The organism is Dyella nitratireducens (genome assembly GCF_014642835.1).
Lineage (GTDB): Bacteria > Pseudomonadota > Gammaproteobacteria > Xanthomonadales > Rhodanobacteraceae > Dyella_B > Dyella_B nitratireducens.
On the sequence record NZ_BMJA01000002.1, the window covers coordinates 632,880 to 654,144 of the forward strand.

The following is a 21,265-nucleotide window of genomic DNA, read 5'->3' on the forward strand; positions in this document are numbered from 1 at the left end:
TTGGGCTGGCGCAGCGTAACCCAACATTCCGGCACGACATTGTTGGGTTACGCTGCGCTAACCCAACCTACTGCTCCAACCTCCCCCTGTTGTACAAGGGGGAGGCATTGCTGGAAGCGATTCTCAATCCGACCAGGGTGTGCCGCCCGAGTAATCGTTGCTCATCGTGCTTTCCAATTGCGAGATGACGGTGGAGTTAGTCGTCGTCAGGCCCAGCTCGCGATTCTCCGTGAGCGAGGCATTGGAGAAATTCTCCGAACCCACGAACGCCACCTGATTCGATGCACCGTAATCGGCCACGATCACCTTGGCATGGATGTAGAAGCCGGTGCTGGTGTCAGGGTAGGTGCTGACATTGCAGCCGGCGTTGGTCAGCGTATCGAATTCGCTGGCGTAATCGTTGTTGTCGTTGACCATGGCGATGCTGACGCTCACGCCATTCGTGCAGGCATTCGCCAGTGCGTTGACAATGGCGCTGTCGCTCATCTCTTCATTCTCAACCAGCAGGCTGGTCTTCGCGTTATTGATGATGTTGAGCAGGGAGGTTTGGGAATTGGTCGGGCTCCACACCAAGTCATCACCATCCGAAGGCGTAACGGACGCATGCGCGAAGTCCTTGTTGAAGGTGGCTTCGATCGCGGCAATGTCGTTACTGTCGTTCTCGATCACCGCAAAGTCGCGGCTGGTGCTGTAGTAACGGCTGGTCAGGTTGAGCGTCATGATCGCCGTCTGTGCGTTGGATGTGGCAGCATCGATGGTGATCGTCTTCTGGTGCGTGGCCTGATACTTGGTCCAGGCCCATACGACCTTTGCGCCACAGCCTTTGAGCTGGTTGTAGGCAGCGGTGTTGTTGCTCTTTTCCAGGTTCGTGTCGAGGATGACGCGAACCGTGACGCCACGGGCAGCAGCATTGCACAGATCATTCTGCGCCGTGGTGTCCTGCAGCTCGTACATCGTCATGTCGATGGTCGACTGTGCAGCGTTGATCAGAGCGTAGATCGAGGTGAGCCCCTGGTCAGGCTCGATCACCAGCGTCTGCGTACTCTGCGCAAAGGCCGGTAGCGCGACGCCGAAGGCACAGGCCGCCGCCAGCGCGGCTTTCACGAAGCTGGAACGTTTGCTACGGATTTTCATGACTTGATCCTTATGTCGAGTTAGATGAAGACGCACTCCATGCGTTGGTCCGCGACCGCGCTTCCTACGCGGCATCTTCGGCTGGCCGGCGATACCGGTTTTCCCCATTTAACAGTGCGTGCAGCACTACAGCCGAAGGCGCGCATCTCAGCGACTGAGGATGACAAGAATCTTTCTGTGGCATGGCAGACGACACGCGCATTTATGTGGGGTGCGCCTTCGTCATCGCAGAGTGAATGGGCGATGTATTGAGATCGATGGAATTGTCGTGTTGTTCACATCTTGCGATGTGCAAATGCAAAGTCAGCTGCGTGCAAGCTTCGGATGCAGATGGGCGCGATGACGCCACATATCGATCCCCCACACGAGCAGCGTTACACCAGATACAACGCCGAGCAGCGGAATGCCGTCGAACGCACCGCCGGGAATTTGTTGCACAAGGTTACCTACGCCAACTGCACCCACCAGCAACAGGTAGGCGATCGCCCGCGGGCTGAAATTGAACGCTGGTTTCTTGGGACGCTTGGGTTGGCGATGGGTAAGGCGGCGCACGGACAAAATCATCAAGCTCCATACGATGACCGATGCCGCTATAGGCGCGCCGCCCAAGTAGTCCAGACCAAGCCCCAATGCGCTAAGTACGGGAATGAAGAGTCGCCGCAACCAGGGTTTGCGCGACGCTGTCGTCTCGGGCTGACCTTGCCACTGATCGATCAAGGCTGCGCCGACGAAGATCGCCCAAATGAGCAGGATTCCACCGAATAAAGCAAAGAAAACGCGGCTGCCGCCTCCCCAGATGTGCGACGGAGAGTCACCGTTTTGCAATGACAGCAAGGTTGTCAGGGCAGTGATGCCCATGGCGCAAGCCAGGGCGATGGTGAAAGCGCGGATAGCATTTATGGCTATGCGTTCCCGATGGATGCCGCTGGCGCCGGCGGCGCGAAACCAGAATCGCGCATGCTCGCGGTCGATCACGGATGGAAGCTGTTCGATGTTGCCGTTGCAAAGCGTGTACACGAGCCGCGCGAGATGGAGGGGCTTGTCACGCGTCAGCGCAGTGACGAAGGTTGGTCGCCAGCGTGGTGGCTGCTTCAATAGGTTGATACATTCGCGCACCCGCAATGTGTGCGGGCGGCCATTTTGGAAGATGCGTGCTCGCCGTGCCAGAGACGCCTGATCGTTCAGCACTTCCCAGTGCATCGCCTGTTTGTTCCGCAACTGCTCCAGCGTTACGGGATTGACGCCAGACAATACGTGATCGAGATCGAAGAAGCGCAGCAGTACGTCGAGGTTAGCCGAAGCCATAGGCTGCGGCTCACGCAGCAAGTGTTGCAACATCAATTGCCCGATGGCTTGCTTGACCTGAAAAGACCAGAGCTCCGGACAGCGATCGAGCCAGTGCGAAAGCGTCTGCGGGTTTTCAGCATGGCTTGCCTCGCGTATCACCCGCTCGGCGAGTTGCTTGGCATTGATCTGTGGTGCAGGTTTTGGGGCTGGCGGACGCAACACTTCGACTTGGCGCGTGGCAGGTTTGGTGTTGTGAGCTGCCGGCTTCAGAACTTCCAATGGCGCGGGTGCCGGCGTTGGCTTCGCTGTCCCAGAGGGGCGCAGTGTCTCTAGCGAACGCGGTGCAGGCGCTGTGGGCGGCGCTGATGGCTTGAGCACTTCCAGCGGCGACGGTGCCGGGACCGGCTTGGAGGTTTCAGATCGCCGCAGTGTTTCCAGCGGGCGCGTACCCGGTGCCGGCGCGGACGGCGTCGAAGGTTTCAGTACTTCCAGCGGCGCGGGGATAGAGGGCTTCGGCGGTTGCGGTGGTGCAGCGATCGGGTGTGCGCTTGCGGTGGGCGCGGATGTGGAAACGGGTTCGCGCGCCGGAGCAACGACAGCCGACGTGGCCGCAGGCGCTGTCGAACGGTTGCCTGCCTGCGAAAGCGCGAGCTGATACGCGGTGTTCAGGCGTTGAAACGCGGCGGCATCTTCATCCGGACGCGTGGTGCGCAGCAAGCGCGCATAAGCACGCTTGATCGTTGTCGCATCGGCATCGGCAGGTATGCCGAGCAGCGCGTAAGCCCAATTCAAAGCTGGCGCTCCAGTTCATCCATGGCCTGGCTGAAACGTGTACGGTGATCGCTGATCAGCCGCTCGTCCTGCGATTCCAGCGATTGAGTGAACAGTCCGATCCATTCCCGCAGCGCGTCGCGTGCCACGATGTGTTCTTCGAACAAGCGCTCGGCGCGCGCCAAAACGGCAATGTTTTCTTGCTTGGAACGGGGATGGATCTTCAGCTCGGATAGCGAATCCAGGCGAGCCCGGATCTCCGCCTCGCTCAGAATGCCGGGATTTTGTTCCAGCACCAGCTCGTAACGCGTGCCGCTTGCCATGGGCGTGGCTTCCACCTGCAACACACCGTTGATGTCGTAGGTAAAACGGACCTTCACGCCGTTGTCCGCTCTAGGCAGGGTCGGGTTGAGCGGCACTTCCAATTGCCCGAGCTTGATGTTCTTGGCCACCAGCGGGCTTTCGCCCTGGTAGACCTTGAGCGTCAACACCTTCTGCCGCTCGCCCATCGGGTAGTAATTGGATTCGCGGCTGATCGGCACCACGCTGTTGCGCTGGATGATGGGGGAAAACAGCCCATTCTGTAGGTTGCCATGTTCGTCTTTTTGTCCAACCTCCACGCCCAGCGTGTAAGGACAGACGTCGGTGAGAATGATTTCGTCCAGTTTGACGTTGCGACGCTTGAGGCCGGATGCCACGCATGCGCCCAAGGCGATGGCTTCGTCTGGATTGATGTGGCGCAAGGGCAGGCGGCCAAACATGCGCGCAATAAGGCGCGAAACGAGCGGCATACGGCTGGCGCCGCCTACCAGCACGATTTCGTTGAGCTGCTCGGGCTGCAGCCGCGCGTCGCGCAGGGCGCGCTCCAGTGGTGCGCGCATGCGCTGCATCAACGGTTCGGCCAGTTGCAGGAAGCGATCCTGGTCGATTTCCCAATGAATGGTGCGCTCTCCGACCAGGCAGTCGATGCGCTGTTCGGGTTGCTGGCTCAGGGTGCGCTTGAGTACTTCAAGACGGCGACGCAACAAGCCGCGTTCAACGGGTGAGAAATCTCCGGTGTGCAGCTTGAGATCGGAAAGGCAGGCATTTTCCAGCACGTCGAGAAAATCTTCGCCGCCCAGATAATTGTCGCCGGCACTGGCATGCACTTCGACGACGCCTTCGAAGGTCTCCAGCACCGACACGTCGAAGGTGCCGCCGCCAAGATCGAAGACCAGAAAGCGGCTGCCCTCCGGTTTGGCTTCCAGGCCGTAGGCCAGGGCAGCGGCGGTGGGCTCGTTGATCAGACGCTCCACTTTGATGCCGGCCAGTTCGCCCGCTGCACGCGTGGCTTTGCGCTGTGCGTCGGAAAAGTAGGCCGGCACGCTTATTACGGCTTCTTCCACTTTTTCGCCGAGCGCGGCTTCAGCGTCGGCGATCAATGACCGCAGCACCAGTGCCGACAGTTCCTCCGGGCGAAACATGCGGCGGCCGAGTTCTGTTTCGCGCGATGTACCCATCCAGCGCTTGAAGGTGGCGACCGTGCTTTGGGGATGGCTGATCAGGCGGTCTCGCGCCGCTTCGCCGACGATCATATGGCCGTCGTCGTCCAAACTGACGACCGACGGCGTGAGCAACTCACCCAGCGCGTTGGGAAATAATTTCGGGCCGTCGTCGCTGAAATAGCCGATCAGCGAGTGCGTCGTGCCCAGGTCAATGCCAACGATCATAAGTTGTTCCCCCTGTCTTGCATCCGTGGCCATCCGGCCAGTGTTTGCTACATCCGGAATACGCCATAACGTTGCGGCTCGATCGGCGCGTTCAGCGAGGCTGAAATCGCCAGGCCCAGCACACGGCGTGTATCGGCCGGATCGATGATGCCATCGTCCCACAGCCGGGCCGTGGCGTAGTAGGGGTGCCCCTGGCGCTCGTATTGCGCGCGGATGGGTGCCTTGAAGGCATCTTCGTCGTCGGCGCTCCACGTCTGGCCGGCGGCCTCCATGCCGTCGCGCTTCACGGTTGCCAACACGCTGGCGGCCTGCTCACCACCCATCACGCTGATGCGCGAGTTCGGCCACATCCACAGGAAGCGTGCGCCGTAAGCACGTCCACACATCGCATAATTGCCGGCGCCAAAGCTGCCGCCGATCACCACGGTGAATTTGGGCACGTGCGAGCACGCGACTGCGGTAACCATCTTCGCGCCGTCTTTTGCGATGCCGGCGTTCTCGTATTTCTTGCCGACCATGAAGCCGGTGATGTTCTGCAGGAATACCAGCGGCACGTTGCGCTGGTTGCATAGCTCGATGAAATGCGCGCCCTTGAGCGCGGATTCGGAAAACAGAATGCCGTTGTTGGCGATGATGCCAACGGGATATCCGTAGATGTGCGCGAAGCCGCACACCAGCGTCTTGCCATAGCGCGCCTTGAACTCGTGGAATTCCGAGCCGTCGACGATACGCGCGATCACCTCGCGGATGTCGAATGGACGGCGCGTGTCCTGGGGAATCACGCCGTAAAGTTCTTCCGCTGCGTAACGCGGTTCTGCAGGCGCCTTCACCGCAAGCGGCATCGGCTTGCTGCGGTTGAGGCTGGCAACGATGTCGCGCGCGATCGACAGCGCATGCGCATCGTTCTCCGCAAAATGATCTGCTACGCCCGACGTGGAGGTATGGACGTCCGCGCCGCCAAGCGCTTCGGCATCCACCACTTCGCCGGTGGCGGCCTTCACCAGCGGTGGGCCGCCGAGAAAGATCGTGCCTTGTTCGCGCACGATGATGGTTTCATCGCTCATCGCCGGCACGTAAGCGCCACCTGCGGTGCACGAACCCATCACCACCGCGATCTGCGGAATGCCTAGCCCCGACATGCGTGCCTGGTTATAGAAAATGCGGCCGAAATGTTCCTTGTCCGGAAAGACCTCATCCTGCATCGGCAAAAAGGCGCCGCCGGAGTCGACCAGGTAGACGCAGGGCAGGCGATTCTCCAGCGCAACCTCCTGCGCACGCAGGTGCTTCTTTACCGTCATCGGAAAGTAAGTGCCGCCTTTGACGGTGGCATCGTTGGCGACTACCACCACCTCCATGCCATGCACGTGGCCGATGCCCGTGATGATGCCGGCAGCCGGCGCCGCATCGTCGTACATGCCGTGCGCGGCGAGCGGTGAGAGCTCCAGGAATGGCGAACCCGGATCGAGCAGGGCGCGGATGCGTTCGCGCGGCAGCAACTTGCCGCGTGCGGTGTGCTTGTCGCGTGCCTTGGCGCCACCGCCCTCTGCTGTGCGCGCAAGCTGGTGATGCAGGTCATCGACCAGTGCGCGCAGGTTCGCGCTACTGGCCTGGAAATCGGAAGAGCGGGGATCGATCTGCGAGGTAAGGACGCTCATGTGTCGCCAGACTCATCGGGTCAAACCACAGATGATAGCGGCTGGCGGCCCAGGCATAAAAAAACCGGCCGCCAGATGGCGGCCGGTTTGGTGGAGCTTGAAGCGAAGGATCAGTTGCCCTTCTTGGTGGCGTCCTTCGCAGCGGTCGCGGCCGACTTGGCTGCGTCGGCGGCCTTGTCGGCAGCCTGCGAAGCGTCAGCAGCGGCGCTCTTCATCGCATCGCCGGCAGCCGGAGCGGCGGCAGCGGTGGAAGCCGGAGCGGCAGCCGGGGCCGCAGCGGTGGAAGCCGGAGCAGCAGCCGGGGTAGCCGGAGCAGCAGCGGTGGAAGCAGCAGCGGCCTTCTGAGCCTGGTCAGCAGCCTGCGTAGCTGCTTGCTGGGCCTGGTCAGCCGACTTCTGTGCGTCCTGCGCGCCTTCCTGTGCGCCGTTGCTGCAAGCCGCCAGCAGCGCGACGAGCGCAGAGGCGAGAAGGGTACGCGTGAACTTCATGATGGATCTCCTTAGCCGTGGAATGCCAATTGGCGGATTATTAATAGCGCTTTCACGTTAACGGCGCTACCGGTTTTTACTAACAACTTTTATGCCGCATTAAACCAGCCGGGGTCGACACCCCGGCCGGCAGTACAAAAAGTAGGACTTAATCCAGACGCTCCACCGCCATGGCGGTGGCTTCGCCGCCACCGATGCAGAGGGCGGCTACGCCACGACGCAAGCCACGGGTTTTCAAGGCATTGAGCAGGGTCACCACGATGCGCGCACCGCTGGCGCCGATCGGATGGCCAAGTGCGCAGGCACCGCCATTGACGTTGAGCTTGTCGTGCGGAATGCCCAGCTCGCGCATCGGTGCCATGGCCACCACGGCGAAGGCTTCGTTGACTTCGAACAGGTCGACGTCGCTCGCCTTCCAGCCGGCCTTCTCAAGCACCTTGCTGATCGCACCCACCGGTGCGGTGGTAAACCATTCCGGCTCCTGCGAATGCGTCGCGTGGGCGACGATGCGGGCCAACGGCTTCACGCCACGTGCCTTGGCGTCATCGGCCGACAACAGGATCAGTGCCGCCGCACCGTCGGAAATGCTGGACGAACTGGCGGCGGTAATCGTGCCATTCTCCTTGCGGAAAGCGGGCTTGAGCGAAGGCACCTTGCTGATGTCCGAACGGCTGGGCTGCTCGTCGGTATCGATCTGTACGTCACCCTTCTTGCCGGGCACGGTCACCGGAACGATTTCGCCGGCGAAGGCGCCGGCAGCCTGCGCCGCCTGCGAGCGTTTGACCGATTCGATGGCAAAGGCGTCCTGCTCTTCGCGGCTGAAGTGGTACTTGTCGGCGCACAGTTCGCCGAACACGCCCATGGCCTTGCCGTCGTAGGGGTTGGTCAGGCCGTCCCAGGCCATGTGATCGACCAGCTTGCCTTCGCCGTAACGGATGCCGCCGCGGGCGTTGACCAGGTGCGGGGCGTTGGTCATCGATTCCATGCCGCCGGCCACGACCACGCTGGCCGAACCGGCCTTGATCAGGTCATGGCCCAGCATGATCGCCTTCATGCCCGAACCGCATACCTTGTTGATGGTGGTGCAGCCAACGGCCGGGGTCAGGCCGGCATTCAGGGCAGCCTGGCGGGCGGGCGCCTGGCCGAGGTTGGCCGGCAGCACGCAACCCATGATCACTTCGCTCACATCGGTGGCGGCAATGCCGGACTGTTCGAGTGCGGCGCGGATAGCCGTAGCGCCGAGGGTGGGAGAGGGGACGCCAGTGAACTGGCCGAGAAACGAGCCGATGGCAGTGCGCTTGGCGGCGGCGATGACGATATCCGACATGGGGGTCTCCAGGGGAGCTTTAGGCGCGTCGCGCCGAGGAAGGAATTTGCGAATTATCGCAGTCCTCACTGCTTAGCAGCAAATTTTTCGATTCCGTGAGAAATCGCGCACACGCGCCTCTCGCAAACTTACAAATCAAGCGAATAAGCTATGGGGAAATATCGCTATTGGGAGTGGCGGTATTCCGAAGTTGTTTGGGGACAAAACTCTGTGTGAGGAATGTATGGCAACTGGGACGCAGGCGTGGCGCCGCCGTGAAATCGCGCTATTGATCAGTCTTGCAGTGGGCTTGAGCGGTTGCGGCGGCGGAGGCGGCAACAGCAACGTAAGAGGGGCGTCAGCGGCACCCACGCCGACACCGACGCCTTCGCCCGCACCATCACCTTCGCCGAGTTCGAATGTTCCGACGCCGCCGATTGACGCGCAGCTGTCGTTGACCAATACCTATGCGGCGCATAACCAGGGCTACACCGGCGCGGGTGTCACCATTGGCGTGGTCGATAGCGGGATCAATCCCAGCAACGCGGCATTGGTTGGGCGTGTCGGGACGGAATACATCGATGTCGATCCTTCCACCAACAACGTCAACATCCCGGACGTGGTTGGGCATGGCACCTGGGTATCGCAAATCGCGGCAGGCACTTCCTTTGCGCAATTTGCAGGTGGCATTGCGCCAGGCGCCTCGCTGGTGTCGGCGCGCATCATCGATGACAGCGCGCCGGATGATAACGGCTCTACCCCGCCTGCCCAGGTAACCGGGTCCGATGCCACGCCATTGGGCCAGGTGAATCAGCAACTGATCACTTCCGGCGTGCAGATCATGAACAACTCCTGGGGCGGTATTTCCTGGAGTTCCAGTGATACGGCGACGACAACGGCGTTCGATCAGGCGTATGCGCCTTTTGTCGAACAGCACAATGGTTTGGTGGTGTTTGCTGCCGGCAATGATTCGCAAGCCAATCCGAGCACGATTGCTTCGCTGCCGACCGTGGCGAACGATGCGAACCTGCAGAAGGGCTGGCTGGTTGCAGTGGCGTTGAACAGCAACAGCCCAACGCAGTTGGACAGCTATTCGAACAAGTGCGGCATTGCATACGCCTACTGCCTTGCCGCGCCGGGCGATGTGATTGTGCTGGACAAGAACACCACGACCAGTACGACCAATCCTACCTACTACATTGTGGAAGGCACTTCGTTTGCGGCACCGGCCGTATCCGGCGCGGCAGCGCTGGTATGGCAGGCTTATCCGTATTTTTCCAATTATCTGGTACAGCAAACGTTATTGGGCACAGCCACGCCATTGGGCGGTTCGCAGCCGAACACCACCTTTGGCTGGGGTGTGTTGAACGTGGGTGCCGCGGTAAACGGGCCGGAGCAGTTTGCTTGGGGTGATGTCGAGGTTGGCTTCAACGGCAGTTCGAGCTGGAACAATCCCATTTCCGGCGCGGGCGGTTTGATCATGGATGGGCCGGGTACGCTCAACCTGACTAAAGCCTCCACGTATCTTGGCAATACGACGGTCAACGGCGGCACGTTGAACGCGGTATCGCTGCTGTCTGGTTCAACTTCCGCAGTTACTGTAAACAACGGTACGCTCAACGCTGGATCGACATTCGCGGGCAGCACGGTAGTGAATGGCGGCAGCTTGAATGCCACCACATCGGTAGGAGTGAACACAGGCATCGAGGTGACTGGCGGCAGTTTGAATTCGCCGCAAGTAACAGCGAATCTCACTACGGTGAATGGAGGTACGTTGAATACCACCTCGCTGGTCTCGAGCGTCAATATCGGGTCCGGGGGAACGCTGGCATTCACGGGAAGTTCCGGCAGTCTTATTCCGCTCATTTCCGGCAATGTCACGAGCCAAGGCACGGTGGTGGTCGGTAGCACCAACCTCAGCATGACGGGCAATTACACCCAGAACGGCGGCCGTCTGGCGGTGCCGCTGGGATCCGCCATGCAGGTGACCGGCAGTGTCACGCTGCAAAATAGTCCGCAGTTGTACGTATATGGCGCCGATTCGGGTTATGTCGTCAGCTCGCACACCGTCGTGCTATCGGCCACACAAGGTTTTAGCGGTGCCTTCAATTCCACAGTGGGCACGCCTTCTTCCGTAACCTTGCAAGCGTCTATTGGTTATGACGCCAACACCGACGCCTACTTGAACGTACAGCAGGTCAATCTTCAAAAAATTACGGGCCTGCCTTATTCCGCGGCCACGTATGCGGCAGCTGGGCAAGTGCAAAGTGCTTTCAATGCCATCAACAGTGCGATACAGAGCGGCGCTCAACCTTTGCCGAGCAGCTTTGTCAGCGGCGCCGCGGCGATCCAACAGTCGCAGACCACGGCCGCGTTGCAGCAATCCTTGAACAGCCTCTCCGGCCAGATGTATGCAGCCAGCGCTGCGATGACCTTCGAAGCCATCGATGCCGACACGCGTGCACTGTCCGATCGTTTCGACAGCTTGCTCGACAACCCCCAGGCCCTCGACCGCAAGCAGGATTTCCAGAGCTGGTCGCAGAACCTGGGCTACCAGGGCAACTTCTCGCGCAGTGGCTATGATGGTCTGGGCTTCCAGCTCAACGGCAGCATGGTGGGTGGCGATCGCATGCTCGGCAATGGCACCGTACTGGGTTATGCCATCAGCCACAGCCAGGGCCTGGGCAACTTGCAGCAAAGCGCCGATCAAGGTTACAGCCGTGCGCTGGAAGGCATGCTCTATGGCGGCATCGTGCAGGGTAACTGGTACGCGATGGGCCGTTTTGGGGTGGGTAGCGATTGGCAGAACACACGTCGCGAATTGTTGCTCGGCAATCAAACTGCCGGCGTGGGCAGTTTCAGCAACGGCAGCTACGACGTGGCGTATAGCGAAAGCGGCTATCGCTTCAACGCGGGGAAATGGAAGTTCACGCCGTACGCCAATCTGCAATACGCATACGTCGAGCGCGATGGCTTCAACGAATTGGGTGGCGATGGTTTCGGCCTGAACTCCAGTTCGCAGACGATCCAGCGTTGGCAGGCGGGTATCGGCTTCCGCGGTTCGCGTGAGTGGAAGCTGCCTGATGGCAGCAGCCTCAACCTGCAAGGCCACTTCCTCTGGCAGGATGCGTTTGCCACGCACGGCGTGGTACCGACTGCCAGCTTCGCAGCCTTGCAGCAGTTCATGCCGGTCAATGGTATTGGTTTGTCGCGCTACGGCAGCATTGCGGGTGTGTCGTTGAATTGGCGTTTCTCGGCGCGTTCGCAATTGTCGTTGGGTGCCGACCAATACAACGCGCAGCGTGAGCACGCAACGATGGGGACGGTGAATTACAGCTTGATGTTTTGATCCATCGTAGCCATGAACGCCCCCTGCTCTACATGTGGCAGGGGGTGAATCTTGCGACCAGCGTAGGTTGGGGTGCAAACCCCAACGTCACGCTGCATGGGAATGACGAGCGTTGGGGTTTGCACCCCAACCTACGTGTGGGCGATATCACTCACGCCCGTGAAACAATTCGCGGCCAATCAACATCCGCCGAATTTCATTCGTACCTGCGCCGATCTCATACAGCTTCGCATCACGCAGCAAGCGACCGGTCGGATATTCATTGATATACCCGTTGCCACCCAGTGTCTGGATCGCTTCCAGCGCCACCTGCACCGCATTCTGCGACGCGTTGAGCAAGCACGCCGCCGGATCGATGCGCGACTTCACGCCAGCATCGAATTTCTGCGCCACCATGTAGGCGAAACCACGCGAGCTCTGTAGCTTGGTGTACATATCGGCAATCTTCGCCTGCATCACACCAAAAGTACCGATGGGCGCATTGAACTGTTTGCGCTCGCGTGCGTAGGGCAGGGCGATATCCAGCGCGGCTTGCATCAAACCGATCGGGCCGCCGGAAAGCACCAGGCGCTCGGTATCCAGGCCGCTCATCAGCACGCGCACGCCTTCGTTCACTTCGCCCACGATGTTCTCGACGGGAATCTCGCAATTGTCGAACACCAGCTCGCAGGTGTTGGAGCCACGCATGCCAAGCTTGTCCAGCTTCTGCGCCGTGCTGAAACCCTTCATGCCTTTTTCAACGATAAAGGCGGTCATGCAGCGACTGCCGGCGATACGCGGCGCAGTACGCATATAGACCAGCAGCACATCCGCATCGGGGCCGTTGGTAATCCACATCTTGGAACCGTTGGCCACGAACACATCGCCGTGCTGCTCGGCGCGGCAGGTCATCGAGCCCACCACGTCGGAACCGGCACCCGGCTCGCTCATCGCCAGTGCACCGACGTATTCACCGGTGCACAGCTTGGGAATGTATTTACGGCGTTGCGATTCATTGCCGTTATGGAAAATATTTTGCACACATAGGTTGGAATGGGCGCCGTAAGAAAGGCCTACCGAACCGGATGCGCGGGAGATTTCCTCCATCGCCACCATGTGAGCCAGAAAGCCCATGCCGCTGCCGCCGTATTCCTCCGGCACGGTCACGCCGAGCAGCCCCATGTCACCCAACTTGCGCCACAAATCATGCGGAAACAGATTCTCGCGATCAACATGGTCCGCGCGCGGTGCGATCTCCTTTTCCGCGAAGGCAGACACGCTTTCGCGCAGCAGATCGATCTCTTCACCGAGCGGGAACGGACGCATGAGGAACTCCTGGGAGGGGATTTGGAGGCCAGGAATTGTAGCGCAGGGGTCTTTTCAGTCTCTGACGCGGCGCAACGTAGGTTGGGGTTTGCACCCTGAGATATCCCCACGTTTTTTGCGTTGTCCAAGCGGAAAAGTTGGAGTTCAGATCAATGTTGTTTCAGAGCGAACCGTCATTCCGGCGAAGGCCGGCACGCGGGGAGAGCACATGGATGTGCTCGGCTTTGAGGAGCGAGGAATCCATGCTTCGCACTGGCGATGGATTCCGGCCTTCGCCGGAATGACGACTGGCTTCGAAACAAACTTCATGTAAACCCAGGACTTCTCCGGCATAACGGGCAAAAAAGGTGGGGATATCTCAGGGTTTGCACCCCAACCTACGAGATGGCGGTTATTGCTGCACTTTTACCAGCTTGCCCTTCATGATCACGCCAGACATGAGAAAGCCGACGTGGCATTCGTATTTCTCGTTATCACGATATTCGCTGCCGTAATCGCTGACGATACCAACTACCGCATTGGCGCCGGCCGCCTTGGCCTGATCCTGCAACGCAATCAACGCCGACTGCAGTGCCCAGTCGCAGGTTTTCTGGTCCGCTTTGCCGAAGGCATTGGTCTTGCGGTTGACGCTGACATCGCTGTTGATCACCGTCACCTGGCCCTGTGGGTCATTCCCGGCCAGATAGAACTTCACCGTGCCGTCCAGCTTGCCGGATTGCGTCGCTTCGGCGACAGCATTGGCGAACGGAAAATGCACGATCTTGTCTCCGGCGTAGGACAAACCGGGTACACACACCAACGCAATGGCAACAAGCACATTTGCTTTCATATCCCCATTCCCCCTTGATGGATGCTGTCTCAGCACAACCCGCCATTCACCGCGAGCACTTGCCGCGTGATGTAGGCCGCCTCCGGGCTCATCAGAAACTGCACCGCGGCAGCCACTTCATCGGCGGTGCCCGCACGTTGCATCGGTATCGCTTTTAAAATCTCTTCCAGCGGCAGGTCGTCGCTGGTCATATCCGTGTCGATCAGCCCCGGTGCTACGCAGTTGACGGTGATCTTGCGTTTGGCCAATTCCACCGCCAGTGCTTTCGCCGCACCGATCACACCAGCTTTGGACGCGCTGTAGTTCACCTGGCCGCGATTGCCGATCAAGCCCGATACAGACGTGATGCATACAATGCGTCCCGCCTGACGGCGGCGGATCATCGGCATGATGATCGGGTGCAAGACGTTGTAGAAACCGTCAAGATTGGTGCGCAGCACCTGGTCCCAATCCTCATCGGAAAGCGCTGGGAACGCGCCATCCCGCGTAAGCCCTGCATTGCATACCACGCCATAGTAAGCGCCATGCACCTCGACGTCCGCTTCCAGCGCAGCCACGCAAGCTATGCGATCGGCCACGTCGAATTGCAAAATGCGTACGGCTCGACCCAGCGCCTGAATCGCGGTACTCACCTGCTCGGCTTCGCCGCGGCGGCTACGGCAATGCAGAACGATGTCGTAGCCTGCCTGCGCCAACCGCAAGGCAATCGCGCGACCGATGCCGCGGCTGGAACCTGTCACCAACACTGAGTCAGCCATGCGGCGGCTCCCCGGATTCCTGTTTGTAAAATGCATCCGCATCGGGCGGACAGAACACATTCAAGCGTGCTTCGGCGTGCACGCCCGGGCCTTCGATACGGCAGTGGAAGACACCCATGCCTTGTTCGTCATGAAACTCTCGCACCGCTTCCACGCGCAGTGGCGTGCCTGCAGAAAAAGCATCGACGTTGCACGCATAGTGCCGCGTGCCAAGCAGAAAACCCAATGTCACCGGCCGTTTTTCCACACGCGCGCAACAGCCGGCCCAGGCAGCAATGGCTTGCGCCATCAATTCCACGCCTGCCCACGAGGGCATGCTGCCGTCGTCGTCCACAAATAAACCGCCGGGCTTGATCGTGCGCGTGCATACGATGCGTTCGCTTTCTGCTTCCACGATATCGTCCAGCAGAATCATCTCGCCGGCATGCGGCACGACCTCAGCCATCGGCCAATGCATCATGCGGGGTCTCCCAAAATCAACGCCGCATTGTTGCCGCCGAAAGCAAAGGAGTTGCTCATCAAATAACGACGCCCTCCGGCAGGCAGGTGATTGCCGGCGCGGGTGAAATGCAACGCCGGCAACGCAGGGTCGGCTTCGCCATCCCATACGTGCGGCGGCAGGCGGCGTTCGGTTTGCGCGTCGGTCAAGCTGAGCCAGCAGAAGGCCGCCTCCAGCGCACCTGCTGCGGCAAGCGTGTGGCCGGTCAGCGATTTGGTTGACGAACATGGCACGGCGTTGCCGAACATGCTGGCTACGGCCTGACTTTCCATACTGTCGTTATGCTCGGTAGCCGTGCCATGCAAGTTGACGTAATCGATCTGCGCAGCGTCCAGCCCGGCGTTGAGCAAGGCATCGTGCATGGCTTTACGTGCACCGGTTCCTTGCGGATCGGGTGAGGACATGTGGTACGCATCGGAACTCGCTCCGCCACCCAGCAACTGTACCGGGCCGGCTTCGCGCGTCATCAGGAACAACGCCGCCGCTTCGCCGATATTGATGCCACGACGGTGTTTGGAGAACGGATCGCAGCGCTGCAGATCGACCGCTTCCAATGCATGGAAGCCGTTGATCGCCAGGCGGCACAGCGTATCCACGCCACCGCATAGCACGGCGTCGCACAGGCCCATGCGCAGCAGGCGTCGTGCGCTCATCAGTGCCCGTGCGCCCGACGTGCACGCGGTCGAAATGCCGTAGCACGGTCCTGACAGTTCCAGCCATTCGGCCAGAAATTCCGCCGGTGCACCGAGTTCCTGATGCGAATAGTGATAGTCGGCAGGCCAGGCGCCATCGCGCCGATAAGCGGCGATGCCGTGGGTAGCTTCCTCGATACCGGTGGTGCTGGTGCCGAGCACGACGCCGATACGTGCCTGGCCATAACGGGTGATGGCGGCGCGAATGTCGGCTTCGATTTCCAACGCTGCGGCGAGCAGCAGGCGATTGTTGCGGTTGTCGCGATGGCGCAGTGCGTCAGGTACGGGAGGCAGTTCCGCCTGCACGCTGCCCAGCGGCGGCTCGTGATTTGGAATCCAACCGCGTCCGGGTCGGATACCGTTGTCGTTGCCGGCAAACAAGGCTTCGGCAACGGCGGCTTTGCCGGCGCCGAGGTTGCAGATGATGCCGAGGGCGTTGAGGTAGGTGTTGTTCATGCTAGGTACCCATCTTCGCCACGAATAGCCCCCTCCCCTGCAAGCAGGGGAGGGGGCAAGGAGCTCGGGAAGAATGAAAACGCCTCATGCCACCGGCTTCCTCGCCGCCACATTCACCAGCGTCTCTTCACGCTGGCCCGGCGGAGGCGGCGACTTCAATCCCCAGCGCTCCAACAAGCCAAAATCCTTCGACCGGCTCCACCACAAATAAGGGAACGACACATTCCGCGCCTCGAATTCGAAGCCCTGCCAGCGCAGCATCTCCAGATATTCCTCCGCACTCTTCTGCACCTCCATCGGATGCCGGAAGAACCAGCGGATCACCCAAGTGTCGATGTACGCCTTGGTCGATTCCGCAAACAACAGCCAGCCGCCCGGTTTCAGCACGCGCCAAAACTCGGCCAGTGCACGCTCCTGTTCCACCAGATGATGAAATGTTTGGTGGCAGAACACGACGTCGGCGCTCTGGTCCGGCAGCGGCATCGTTGCGCAATCGGCCGCATGCAGTTCGATCGATATGCCTTCGCGTTCCGCTTCTGCTTGCGCAAGGGTGAGGCTGTGCGGATCGGCATCCAGACCCATCATGCGGATGGGCTGGAATGTATCGCGCAACAAGCGCAACGACTTGCCCTGGCCGCAGCCGGCATCCAACAGCGTGCCACCTTGCGGCAGCGGCTCGCCGATCAAGCGTTTCAGGTCGTTGATCGCGACACGCAGCACGTGATGCTGCCACGTGTGGGTGCGCAAGAAGTGGAAGCCGATGCGGGTTTCTTCGACGTAAGTTGGGCTGGCGTAATTCATGATGCGATGGAAGATGAGTGTTGCGGGCCATGGCGCAGTCGCTGTTCGACCGCATCAATAAAGACTCTGGGTGATTCAAGTTGCATCTCGCCATTGGCGATATTCACGGCCACCTGCACGCTGCTTGCGCGCGTCACGCGCTGCCCGGTGGCGGCATCCCGAATCAGATAATGAATCAATAAACGGTTCTGCCATTCAATCAGGTCAGCACGCACCACCAGCCGTTGACCGAAGCGAGCTGCCTGCACATAGCGCAATTGCAGATCGATCACCGGCCATGCATAGCCGGATTCCTTCATCTGCACGTAGTTGTGGCCGATGTCGTCGAGCAGCGCGCAGCGCGCCACTTCCAGATATTTCACATAATGCCCGTGCCATACCACGTCCATCGAATCGACGTCGTAGAACGGCACGAGAATATCCACGTCGGTATGCAGAACGCCGCTAGTGCGCATCGGCGGTCTCCTTATGCGATGGCAGTTCCACCGGCTGCCAATAGGCGTAGAAGTTGAACCATTGCTGGGGCGCGATCAAGCACTGCCCGGCCAGATGATCCGCATAGCGCTGCACCCATTCATGGATGGCCGCGTCGCGACGGCCGCGCTCCCACTGCGCGCTTTCGAGAAAGGCATCGAGATAGATACGATAGCGGCCTTCCACCTTTAGGCAGCACAAGAGGTTCACCGGGCAACGCAGCAGACCGGCCATCAGCCACGGACCTTGCGGAAATGCCGCCGTGTGGCCGAGAAAATCCACCGTCACCTGACGTCCATCGTTGAGCGGCACGCGATCGCCGGCAATCGCCAGCCATTCACCCCGTTCCAGGCGCTGCGACAAGTCCATCATCATCGCCGTGTCCAGTTCACTCACCTGTATCAGCCGCATGCTGCGATCGCCGGCTTCGCCCAGCAGGCGATTGAACTGGGCCACATGGCGGTTGTGCACCAGCACGTTCAGCGGCACCTGTTCGCTTAGTTCCGCCATGGCGCGGCATACGTCGGGATTACCCAAGTGCGTGACCACCAGCATCTCGCCGCGTCCACCTTGCCGGCTGCGCAGCAGGCGCGGGCGTACACCTGAAGGATCGATCAATTGCACTTGCTCGAAGCGAAGGCGCCCACGCCATACGTCAAGCCGGTCGAGCAGGTTGTCGGCGAAGGCGATGAATTGCTGGAACACACGCCCCGGCGTCGGCTTCAACGCCGGGTTGCCGCTCCACTCCGACAGGTAGGTTTGATACTGGCGGATATTGCGCCGCGCCGTGCGCGCCGAAGCAAAGAAATACAGCACAATCAGATACAGCACCGGCGCCAGCAAGCGGCGGCCGAACACGCGCACGCTGAAGGCGGTGAGCCGCATCAGCACGAAGCTTCCGCGCTCCTTGTAGGCCGACCAGTGACGATCCTGCACCACTTGCTCGCTCATGTTTCGGCGCTCCATGCCAGTCGGCCAGAAGAATAGGCCTTGTCGCCATCGCGATAGGCAAAGTGCAATGTTTGCCGTCCCGTGTCGTAGCGAAGCATCAGCTCCACACGATCGCCAGGGCGCAGCAAGCGCTGGAATTTCAGCGCTTCCATCCGCTTGCAGCGTGCAGGCGTGCCGAAGCGCGGCGTTGCCAGCGCAAGCGCCCAGGCAATCTGCACTACGCCAGGCAATACCGGTGCTTGTGGAAAATGACCCGCGAAATACACAAGGTCGCGCGGCACCAGCAATGCCAGCGTCCACACGCCATCCTGCTGATGCTCGGCCACCACCACCGGGTCACGCACTGTGCTCACGCCACACCTCGCAGGCGTCGCCGCAGCAGCCATTCACCGACGAACAGCGTGCCCATGATGAAGTACACCAGCAGGCCGTTATAAAGCGTCCACCACTTCAGCGGCGCCCATAGCGTCAAGGCGGCAGACATCACGCCATTGAACACGAAGAAGCCCACCCACACCCAGGTGACTTTGCGCGTGTAGGGAATCGCAGCATCCGGCAAATCGGGCTCGCGTACGCGTGCGATCCGTTCGATGATCGGCGGTCCGAATGTCAAGCTGAGGCCGAATGCGCATAGCAGCAGCGCGCTGATCAACGTGGGATACCAACGCAGCAAAGTCGCTTCGCCGCTCAGCGCAAGCAACGCGCAGTAGACCAGGGCGGCCGTCAACATCCAGCGCCCGCCGGGTTGCTTCAGCAGGGCGGGCGCACGAATCAACCAGATCGCCCCCAGCACCAGTGCGAACATCGGCGGCGGCACGCGATCCATGCCGAAATACACCACGAAGGGATAGAGCACCCCTGCTAGTGGTAACAGAATGGAGGTCAGCTTGTTCATGCGCCCTGTTGTGCTTGCACGAACGCAGCAAGCGTGGCGACCGTGGTGAAGTGCTGGCGCGCGTCCTTGGAGTCGGAAGCAATGCGGATGTCGTAGCGTTTCTGCAACGCCAGTGCCAGTTCGAGCGCATCCACCGAATCGAGGCCCAGCCCTTCGCCGAACAGTGGCAGGTCCGGTGGAATATCGGCCACCGTGACATCTTCCAGATTCAGGGTGTCGATGATGAGTTGCGCAATGTCCTCTTGCAGCACGGTCATGGCGAGAGCTCCCTTAAGAATAGTTGGTGTAAATGCGCATTGAGCCGACGCGACGCTATCGGCAGCGGCGCGGAAGCATTGAAAGTTTCCGGTGCGATGTCCTGGCCCACGCGCAGCGTGACGCGTACGCGCCGTTCCGGAATGCGGTACCACGGTTCGGCCTTGGTCAGTGTGGTGGGGCGCACCGTAATGAAAACGGGTGTGATGACGCGCGCACCGCGCAACGCAATCGCCGCGGCGCCGCGATGAAACACTGGCGCCTGGTTCGGTGCCGTGCGCGTGCCCTCGGGAAACACGATCAGCGTCTGCCCTTCGCGCAAGGCATCGGCTGCCTGCTCGAGCATCTCCGGGCTGCCGTTGTTGCTGATGTATTGCGCCCGCTGCACCGGCCCGCGCGTAAACGGATTACGCCACAGGCTTTGCTTCACGATGCAGTTGGCATGGCGGATGTGCGCGATCAGAAACACCACGTCGATCAGGGACGGATGATTGGCGATGATCATCTGCCCGGGGGAGCCAAGACGCTCCGCGCCAAGGAATTCGTATTCCAGTACCCCACTGCGATACATGAATTGCACATGCAGGTAGAACGCCTTGCTGATCGCGTTGCGTGCACGGCGGAGGCGCGTGATCGCATCACCCGGCAGCAGGCCGAGCAGCGGCAGAACAATGAGCCGCAGCACCAGGCCGCCGAAGCCGAACAACACGAAGCTCGCACCGGTGGCCAGCAACCGCCAGAGATAATTGGCGCTGTTGGCGCGGCTTACGGAATGCGTTGCCAGATCCATCGACGTGTCTTCCATGGGTGTTCGAGTGTGTCATCGCCCGCATGCAGCGCGCGCACGAAATCCAAGGCGTGCGGCCAGGCAGCGGGTGTGGACGTCCCCTGATGTGATTCCAGGCGCAACTGCCAGCCTCGGCCGGCATGCGCTTCGATTCCCCCAACTCTTAGCGCCACAGCATACGAAAACGGCACGTCATCGATCCAGCCGTCGTAGGCGGCGGGCGGTCGTTCCTCGGCGATCACGACCAGCACGGCCGGGGCGCCGTCGCTGAGCAGCGCCGCAGCTTCTACCATCGCGTGCTCGAACGTATCCGCTTCACCGGCAATCGCCACCGACTCGCCATGCTGTCCGCGCAGGATGGACCACTGGCCGGCGATCGCATTGTGTACCGACAAGCCGAACTGGGTTGGCGAAAGTGGTTGCTGGTCGGCTACTTCGCTGAGCAGCGCGAAGGTGCGTGGCGTTTCACCATGGCGAGAGGCGAAGACGAAGGGCAGTTGTTCCTGCTCACCGCAGAGTGGCCACGCGACATGCATGGTCATGCGCGCCAGGCGGCTGAGGCGGCGGCGTTGCATGGGGGGCAGGAAATCGCAGCTGGGTTGTTCGTTGTTATCGGGCAGGTGCGTGGGGTGATGGGCCCAGGCTTGCCAGGCTTCGTCGGTGTCGAGGGTGGGAGCCCAGGCGCGGAGTTGGTGGATGTGGAATTCCATCAGATCACCGATCGCGCCAATCCGACCTTACCGTCATTCCGGCGAAAGCCGGAATCCAGTCGAACATGATGTGCGAAGCACACAACATAAAAAGGTGTTGTGTGCTTCGCACGGCGTATTAGTACTGGATTCCGGCTTTCGCCGGAATGACGGT

The 21,265-nt window shown here is 60.6% G+C and carries 20 protein-coding genes; 1 reads left to right on the top strand and 19 read right to left on the bottom strand.

Translation table 11 applies throughout. The features are described 5' to 3' along the window. Positions 1-123: 123 nt before the first annotated feature. From IEX75_RS13885 to IEX75_RS13910, 6 genes are all read right to left on the bottom strand, one after another. Positions 124-1,134, bottom strand: coding sequence for a phospholipase D-like domain-containing protein (locus IEX75_RS13885; RefSeq protein WP_188794887.1), 1,011 nt, complete (start codon positions 1,132-1,134; stop codon positions 124-126). Between the two features lie 303 nt (positions 1,135-1,437). Beyond that, positions 1,438-3,213 (bottom strand): J domain-containing protein, encoded by a 1,776-nt coding sequence (locus IEX75_RS13890; RefSeq protein ID WP_188794888.1) that lies wholly within the window; start codon positions 3,211-3,213, stop codon positions 1,438-1,440. Next, positions 3,210-4,901 carry a molecular chaperone HscC gene (locus tag IEX75_RS13895; RefSeq protein WP_188794889.1) on the bottom strand — a complete coding sequence of 564 codons (1,692 nt, stop codon included), beginning with the start codon at positions 4,899-4,901 and terminating at the stop codon, positions 3,210-3,212. Before IEX75_RS13895 ends, IEX75_RS13890 begins: the two co-directional genes overlap by 4 nt. A 47-nt stretch (positions 4,902-4,948) precedes the next feature. Continuing rightward, on the bottom strand, positions 4,949-6,556 hold the full coding sequence (locus IEX75_RS13900; protein WP_188794890.1) for a carboxyl transferase domain-containing protein: 1,608 nt from the start codon (positions 6,554-6,556) through the stop codon (positions 4,949-4,951). A gap of 110 nt (positions 6,557-6,666) precedes the next feature. Continuing rightward, positions 6,667-7,044, bottom strand: coding sequence for a hypothetical protein (locus IEX75_RS13905; protein ID WP_188794891.1), 378 nt, complete (start codon positions 7,042-7,044; stop codon positions 6,667-6,669). 148 nt (positions 7,045-7,192) lie between these two features. Beyond that, a complete protein-coding gene (locus IEX75_RS13910) occupies positions 7,193-8,371 on the bottom strand; it encodes an acetyl-CoA C-acyltransferase (protein ID WP_188794892.1) in 1,179 nt (392 codons plus the stop codon). Between the two features lie 223 nt (positions 8,372-8,594). Here IEX75_RS13910 and IEX75_RS13915 point away from each other — a divergent pair, with 223 nt between their 5' ends. Further along, positions 8,595-11,699, top strand: coding sequence for an autotransporter serine protease (locus IEX75_RS13915; protein ID WP_188794893.1), 3,105 nt, complete (start codon positions 8,595-8,597; stop codon positions 11,697-11,699). A 147-nt stretch (positions 11,700-11,846) separates the two neighbouring features. Here the strand turns inward: IEX75_RS13915 and IEX75_RS13920 are convergent, their stop codons facing one another. The 13 genes from IEX75_RS13920 to IEX75_RS13980 all read right to left on the bottom strand — a co-directional run bounded on the left by IEX75_RS13920 (position 11,847) and on the right by IEX75_RS13980 (position 21,111). Next, positions 11,847-13,004 (bottom strand): isovaleryl-CoA dehydrogenase, encoded by a 1,158-nt coding sequence (locus IEX75_RS13920; protein WP_188794894.1) that lies wholly within the window; start codon positions 13,002-13,004, stop codon positions 11,847-11,849. A 391-nt stretch (positions 13,005-13,395) separates the two neighbouring features. After that, the gene (locus IEX75_RS13925; protein WP_188794895.1) at positions 13,396-13,833 is read right to left on the bottom strand and encodes a YbjQ family protein; all 438 of its coding nucleotides are present in this window, start codon (positions 13,831-13,833) and stop codon (positions 13,396-13,398) included. A gap of 29 nt (positions 13,834-13,862) precedes the next feature. Continuing rightward, on the bottom strand, positions 13,863-14,591 hold the full coding sequence (gene fabG / locus IEX75_RS13930) for a 3-oxoacyl-ACP reductase FabG (RefSeq protein ID WP_188794896.1): 729 nt from the start codon (positions 14,589-14,591) through the stop codon (positions 13,863-13,865). After that, the gene (locus IEX75_RS13935) at positions 14,584-15,051 is read right to left on the bottom strand and encodes a hotdog family protein (RefSeq protein ID WP_188794897.1); all 468 of its coding nucleotides are present in this window, start codon (positions 15,049-15,051) and stop codon (positions 14,584-14,586) included. The genes fabG and IEX75_RS13935 overlap by 8 nt, the downstream gene beginning before the upstream one ends. Next, positions 15,048-16,238 carry a beta-ketoacyl-[acyl-carrier-protein] synthase family protein gene (locus IEX75_RS13940; RefSeq protein ID WP_188794898.1) on the bottom strand — a complete coding sequence of 397 codons (1,191 nt, stop codon included), beginning with the start codon at positions 16,236-16,238 and terminating at the stop codon, positions 15,048-15,050. Before IEX75_RS13940 ends, IEX75_RS13935 begins: the two co-directional genes overlap by 4 nt. Positions 16,239-16,322: 84 nt before the next feature. Continuing rightward, complete coding sequence (locus IEX75_RS13945; protein WP_188794899.1) at positions 16,323-17,039, bottom strand: class I SAM-dependent methyltransferase; 717 nt, start codon at positions 17,037-17,039, stop codon at positions 16,323-16,325. Continuing rightward, positions 17,036-17,494 carry an acyl-CoA thioesterase gene (locus IEX75_RS13950; protein ID WP_188794900.1) on the bottom strand — a complete coding sequence of 153 codons (459 nt, stop codon included), beginning with the start codon at positions 17,492-17,494 and terminating at the stop codon, positions 17,036-17,038. Before IEX75_RS13950 ends, IEX75_RS13945 begins: the two co-directional genes overlap by 4 nt. Beyond that, positions 17,484-18,464 carry a lysophospholipid acyltransferase family protein gene (locus IEX75_RS13955; RefSeq protein WP_188794901.1) on the bottom strand — a complete coding sequence of 327 codons (981 nt, stop codon included), beginning with the start codon at positions 18,462-18,464 and terminating at the stop codon, positions 17,484-17,486. The genes IEX75_RS13950 and IEX75_RS13955 overlap by 11 nt, the downstream gene beginning before the upstream one ends. Beyond that, on the bottom strand, positions 18,461-18,817 hold the full coding sequence (locus IEX75_RS13960) for an ApeI family dehydratase (protein ID WP_229720821.1): 357 nt from the start codon (positions 18,815-18,817) through the stop codon (positions 18,461-18,463). The genes IEX75_RS13955 and IEX75_RS13960 overlap by 4 nt, the downstream gene beginning before the upstream one ends. Continuing rightward, positions 18,814-19,359, bottom strand: a complete 546-nt coding sequence (locus tag IEX75_RS13965) for a COG4648 family protein (protein WP_188794903.1) — start codon at positions 19,357-19,359, stop codon at positions 18,814-18,816. The genes IEX75_RS13960 and IEX75_RS13965 overlap by 4 nt, the downstream gene beginning before the upstream one ends. After that, positions 19,356-19,616 (bottom strand): phosphopantetheine-binding protein, encoded by a 261-nt coding sequence (locus tag IEX75_RS13970; protein ID WP_188794904.1) that lies wholly within the window; start codon positions 19,614-19,616, stop codon positions 19,356-19,358. The genes IEX75_RS13965 and IEX75_RS13970 overlap by 4 nt, the downstream gene beginning before the upstream one ends. Further along, the gene (locus tag IEX75_RS13975) at positions 19,613-20,419 is read right to left on the bottom strand and encodes a lysophospholipid acyltransferase family protein (protein ID WP_229720822.1); all 807 of its coding nucleotides are present in this window, start codon (positions 20,417-20,419) and stop codon (positions 19,613-19,615) included. Before IEX75_RS13975 ends, IEX75_RS13970 begins: the two co-directional genes overlap by 4 nt. Beyond that, positions 20,380-21,111: a beta-ketoacyl synthase chain length factor gene (locus IEX75_RS13980; RefSeq protein WP_188794905.1), complete on the bottom strand. Its 732-nt coding sequence runs from the start codon at positions 21,109-21,111 to the stop codon at positions 20,380-20,382. Before IEX75_RS13980 ends, IEX75_RS13975 begins: the two co-directional genes overlap by 40 nt. Positions 21,112-21,265 lie beyond the last annotated feature (154 nt).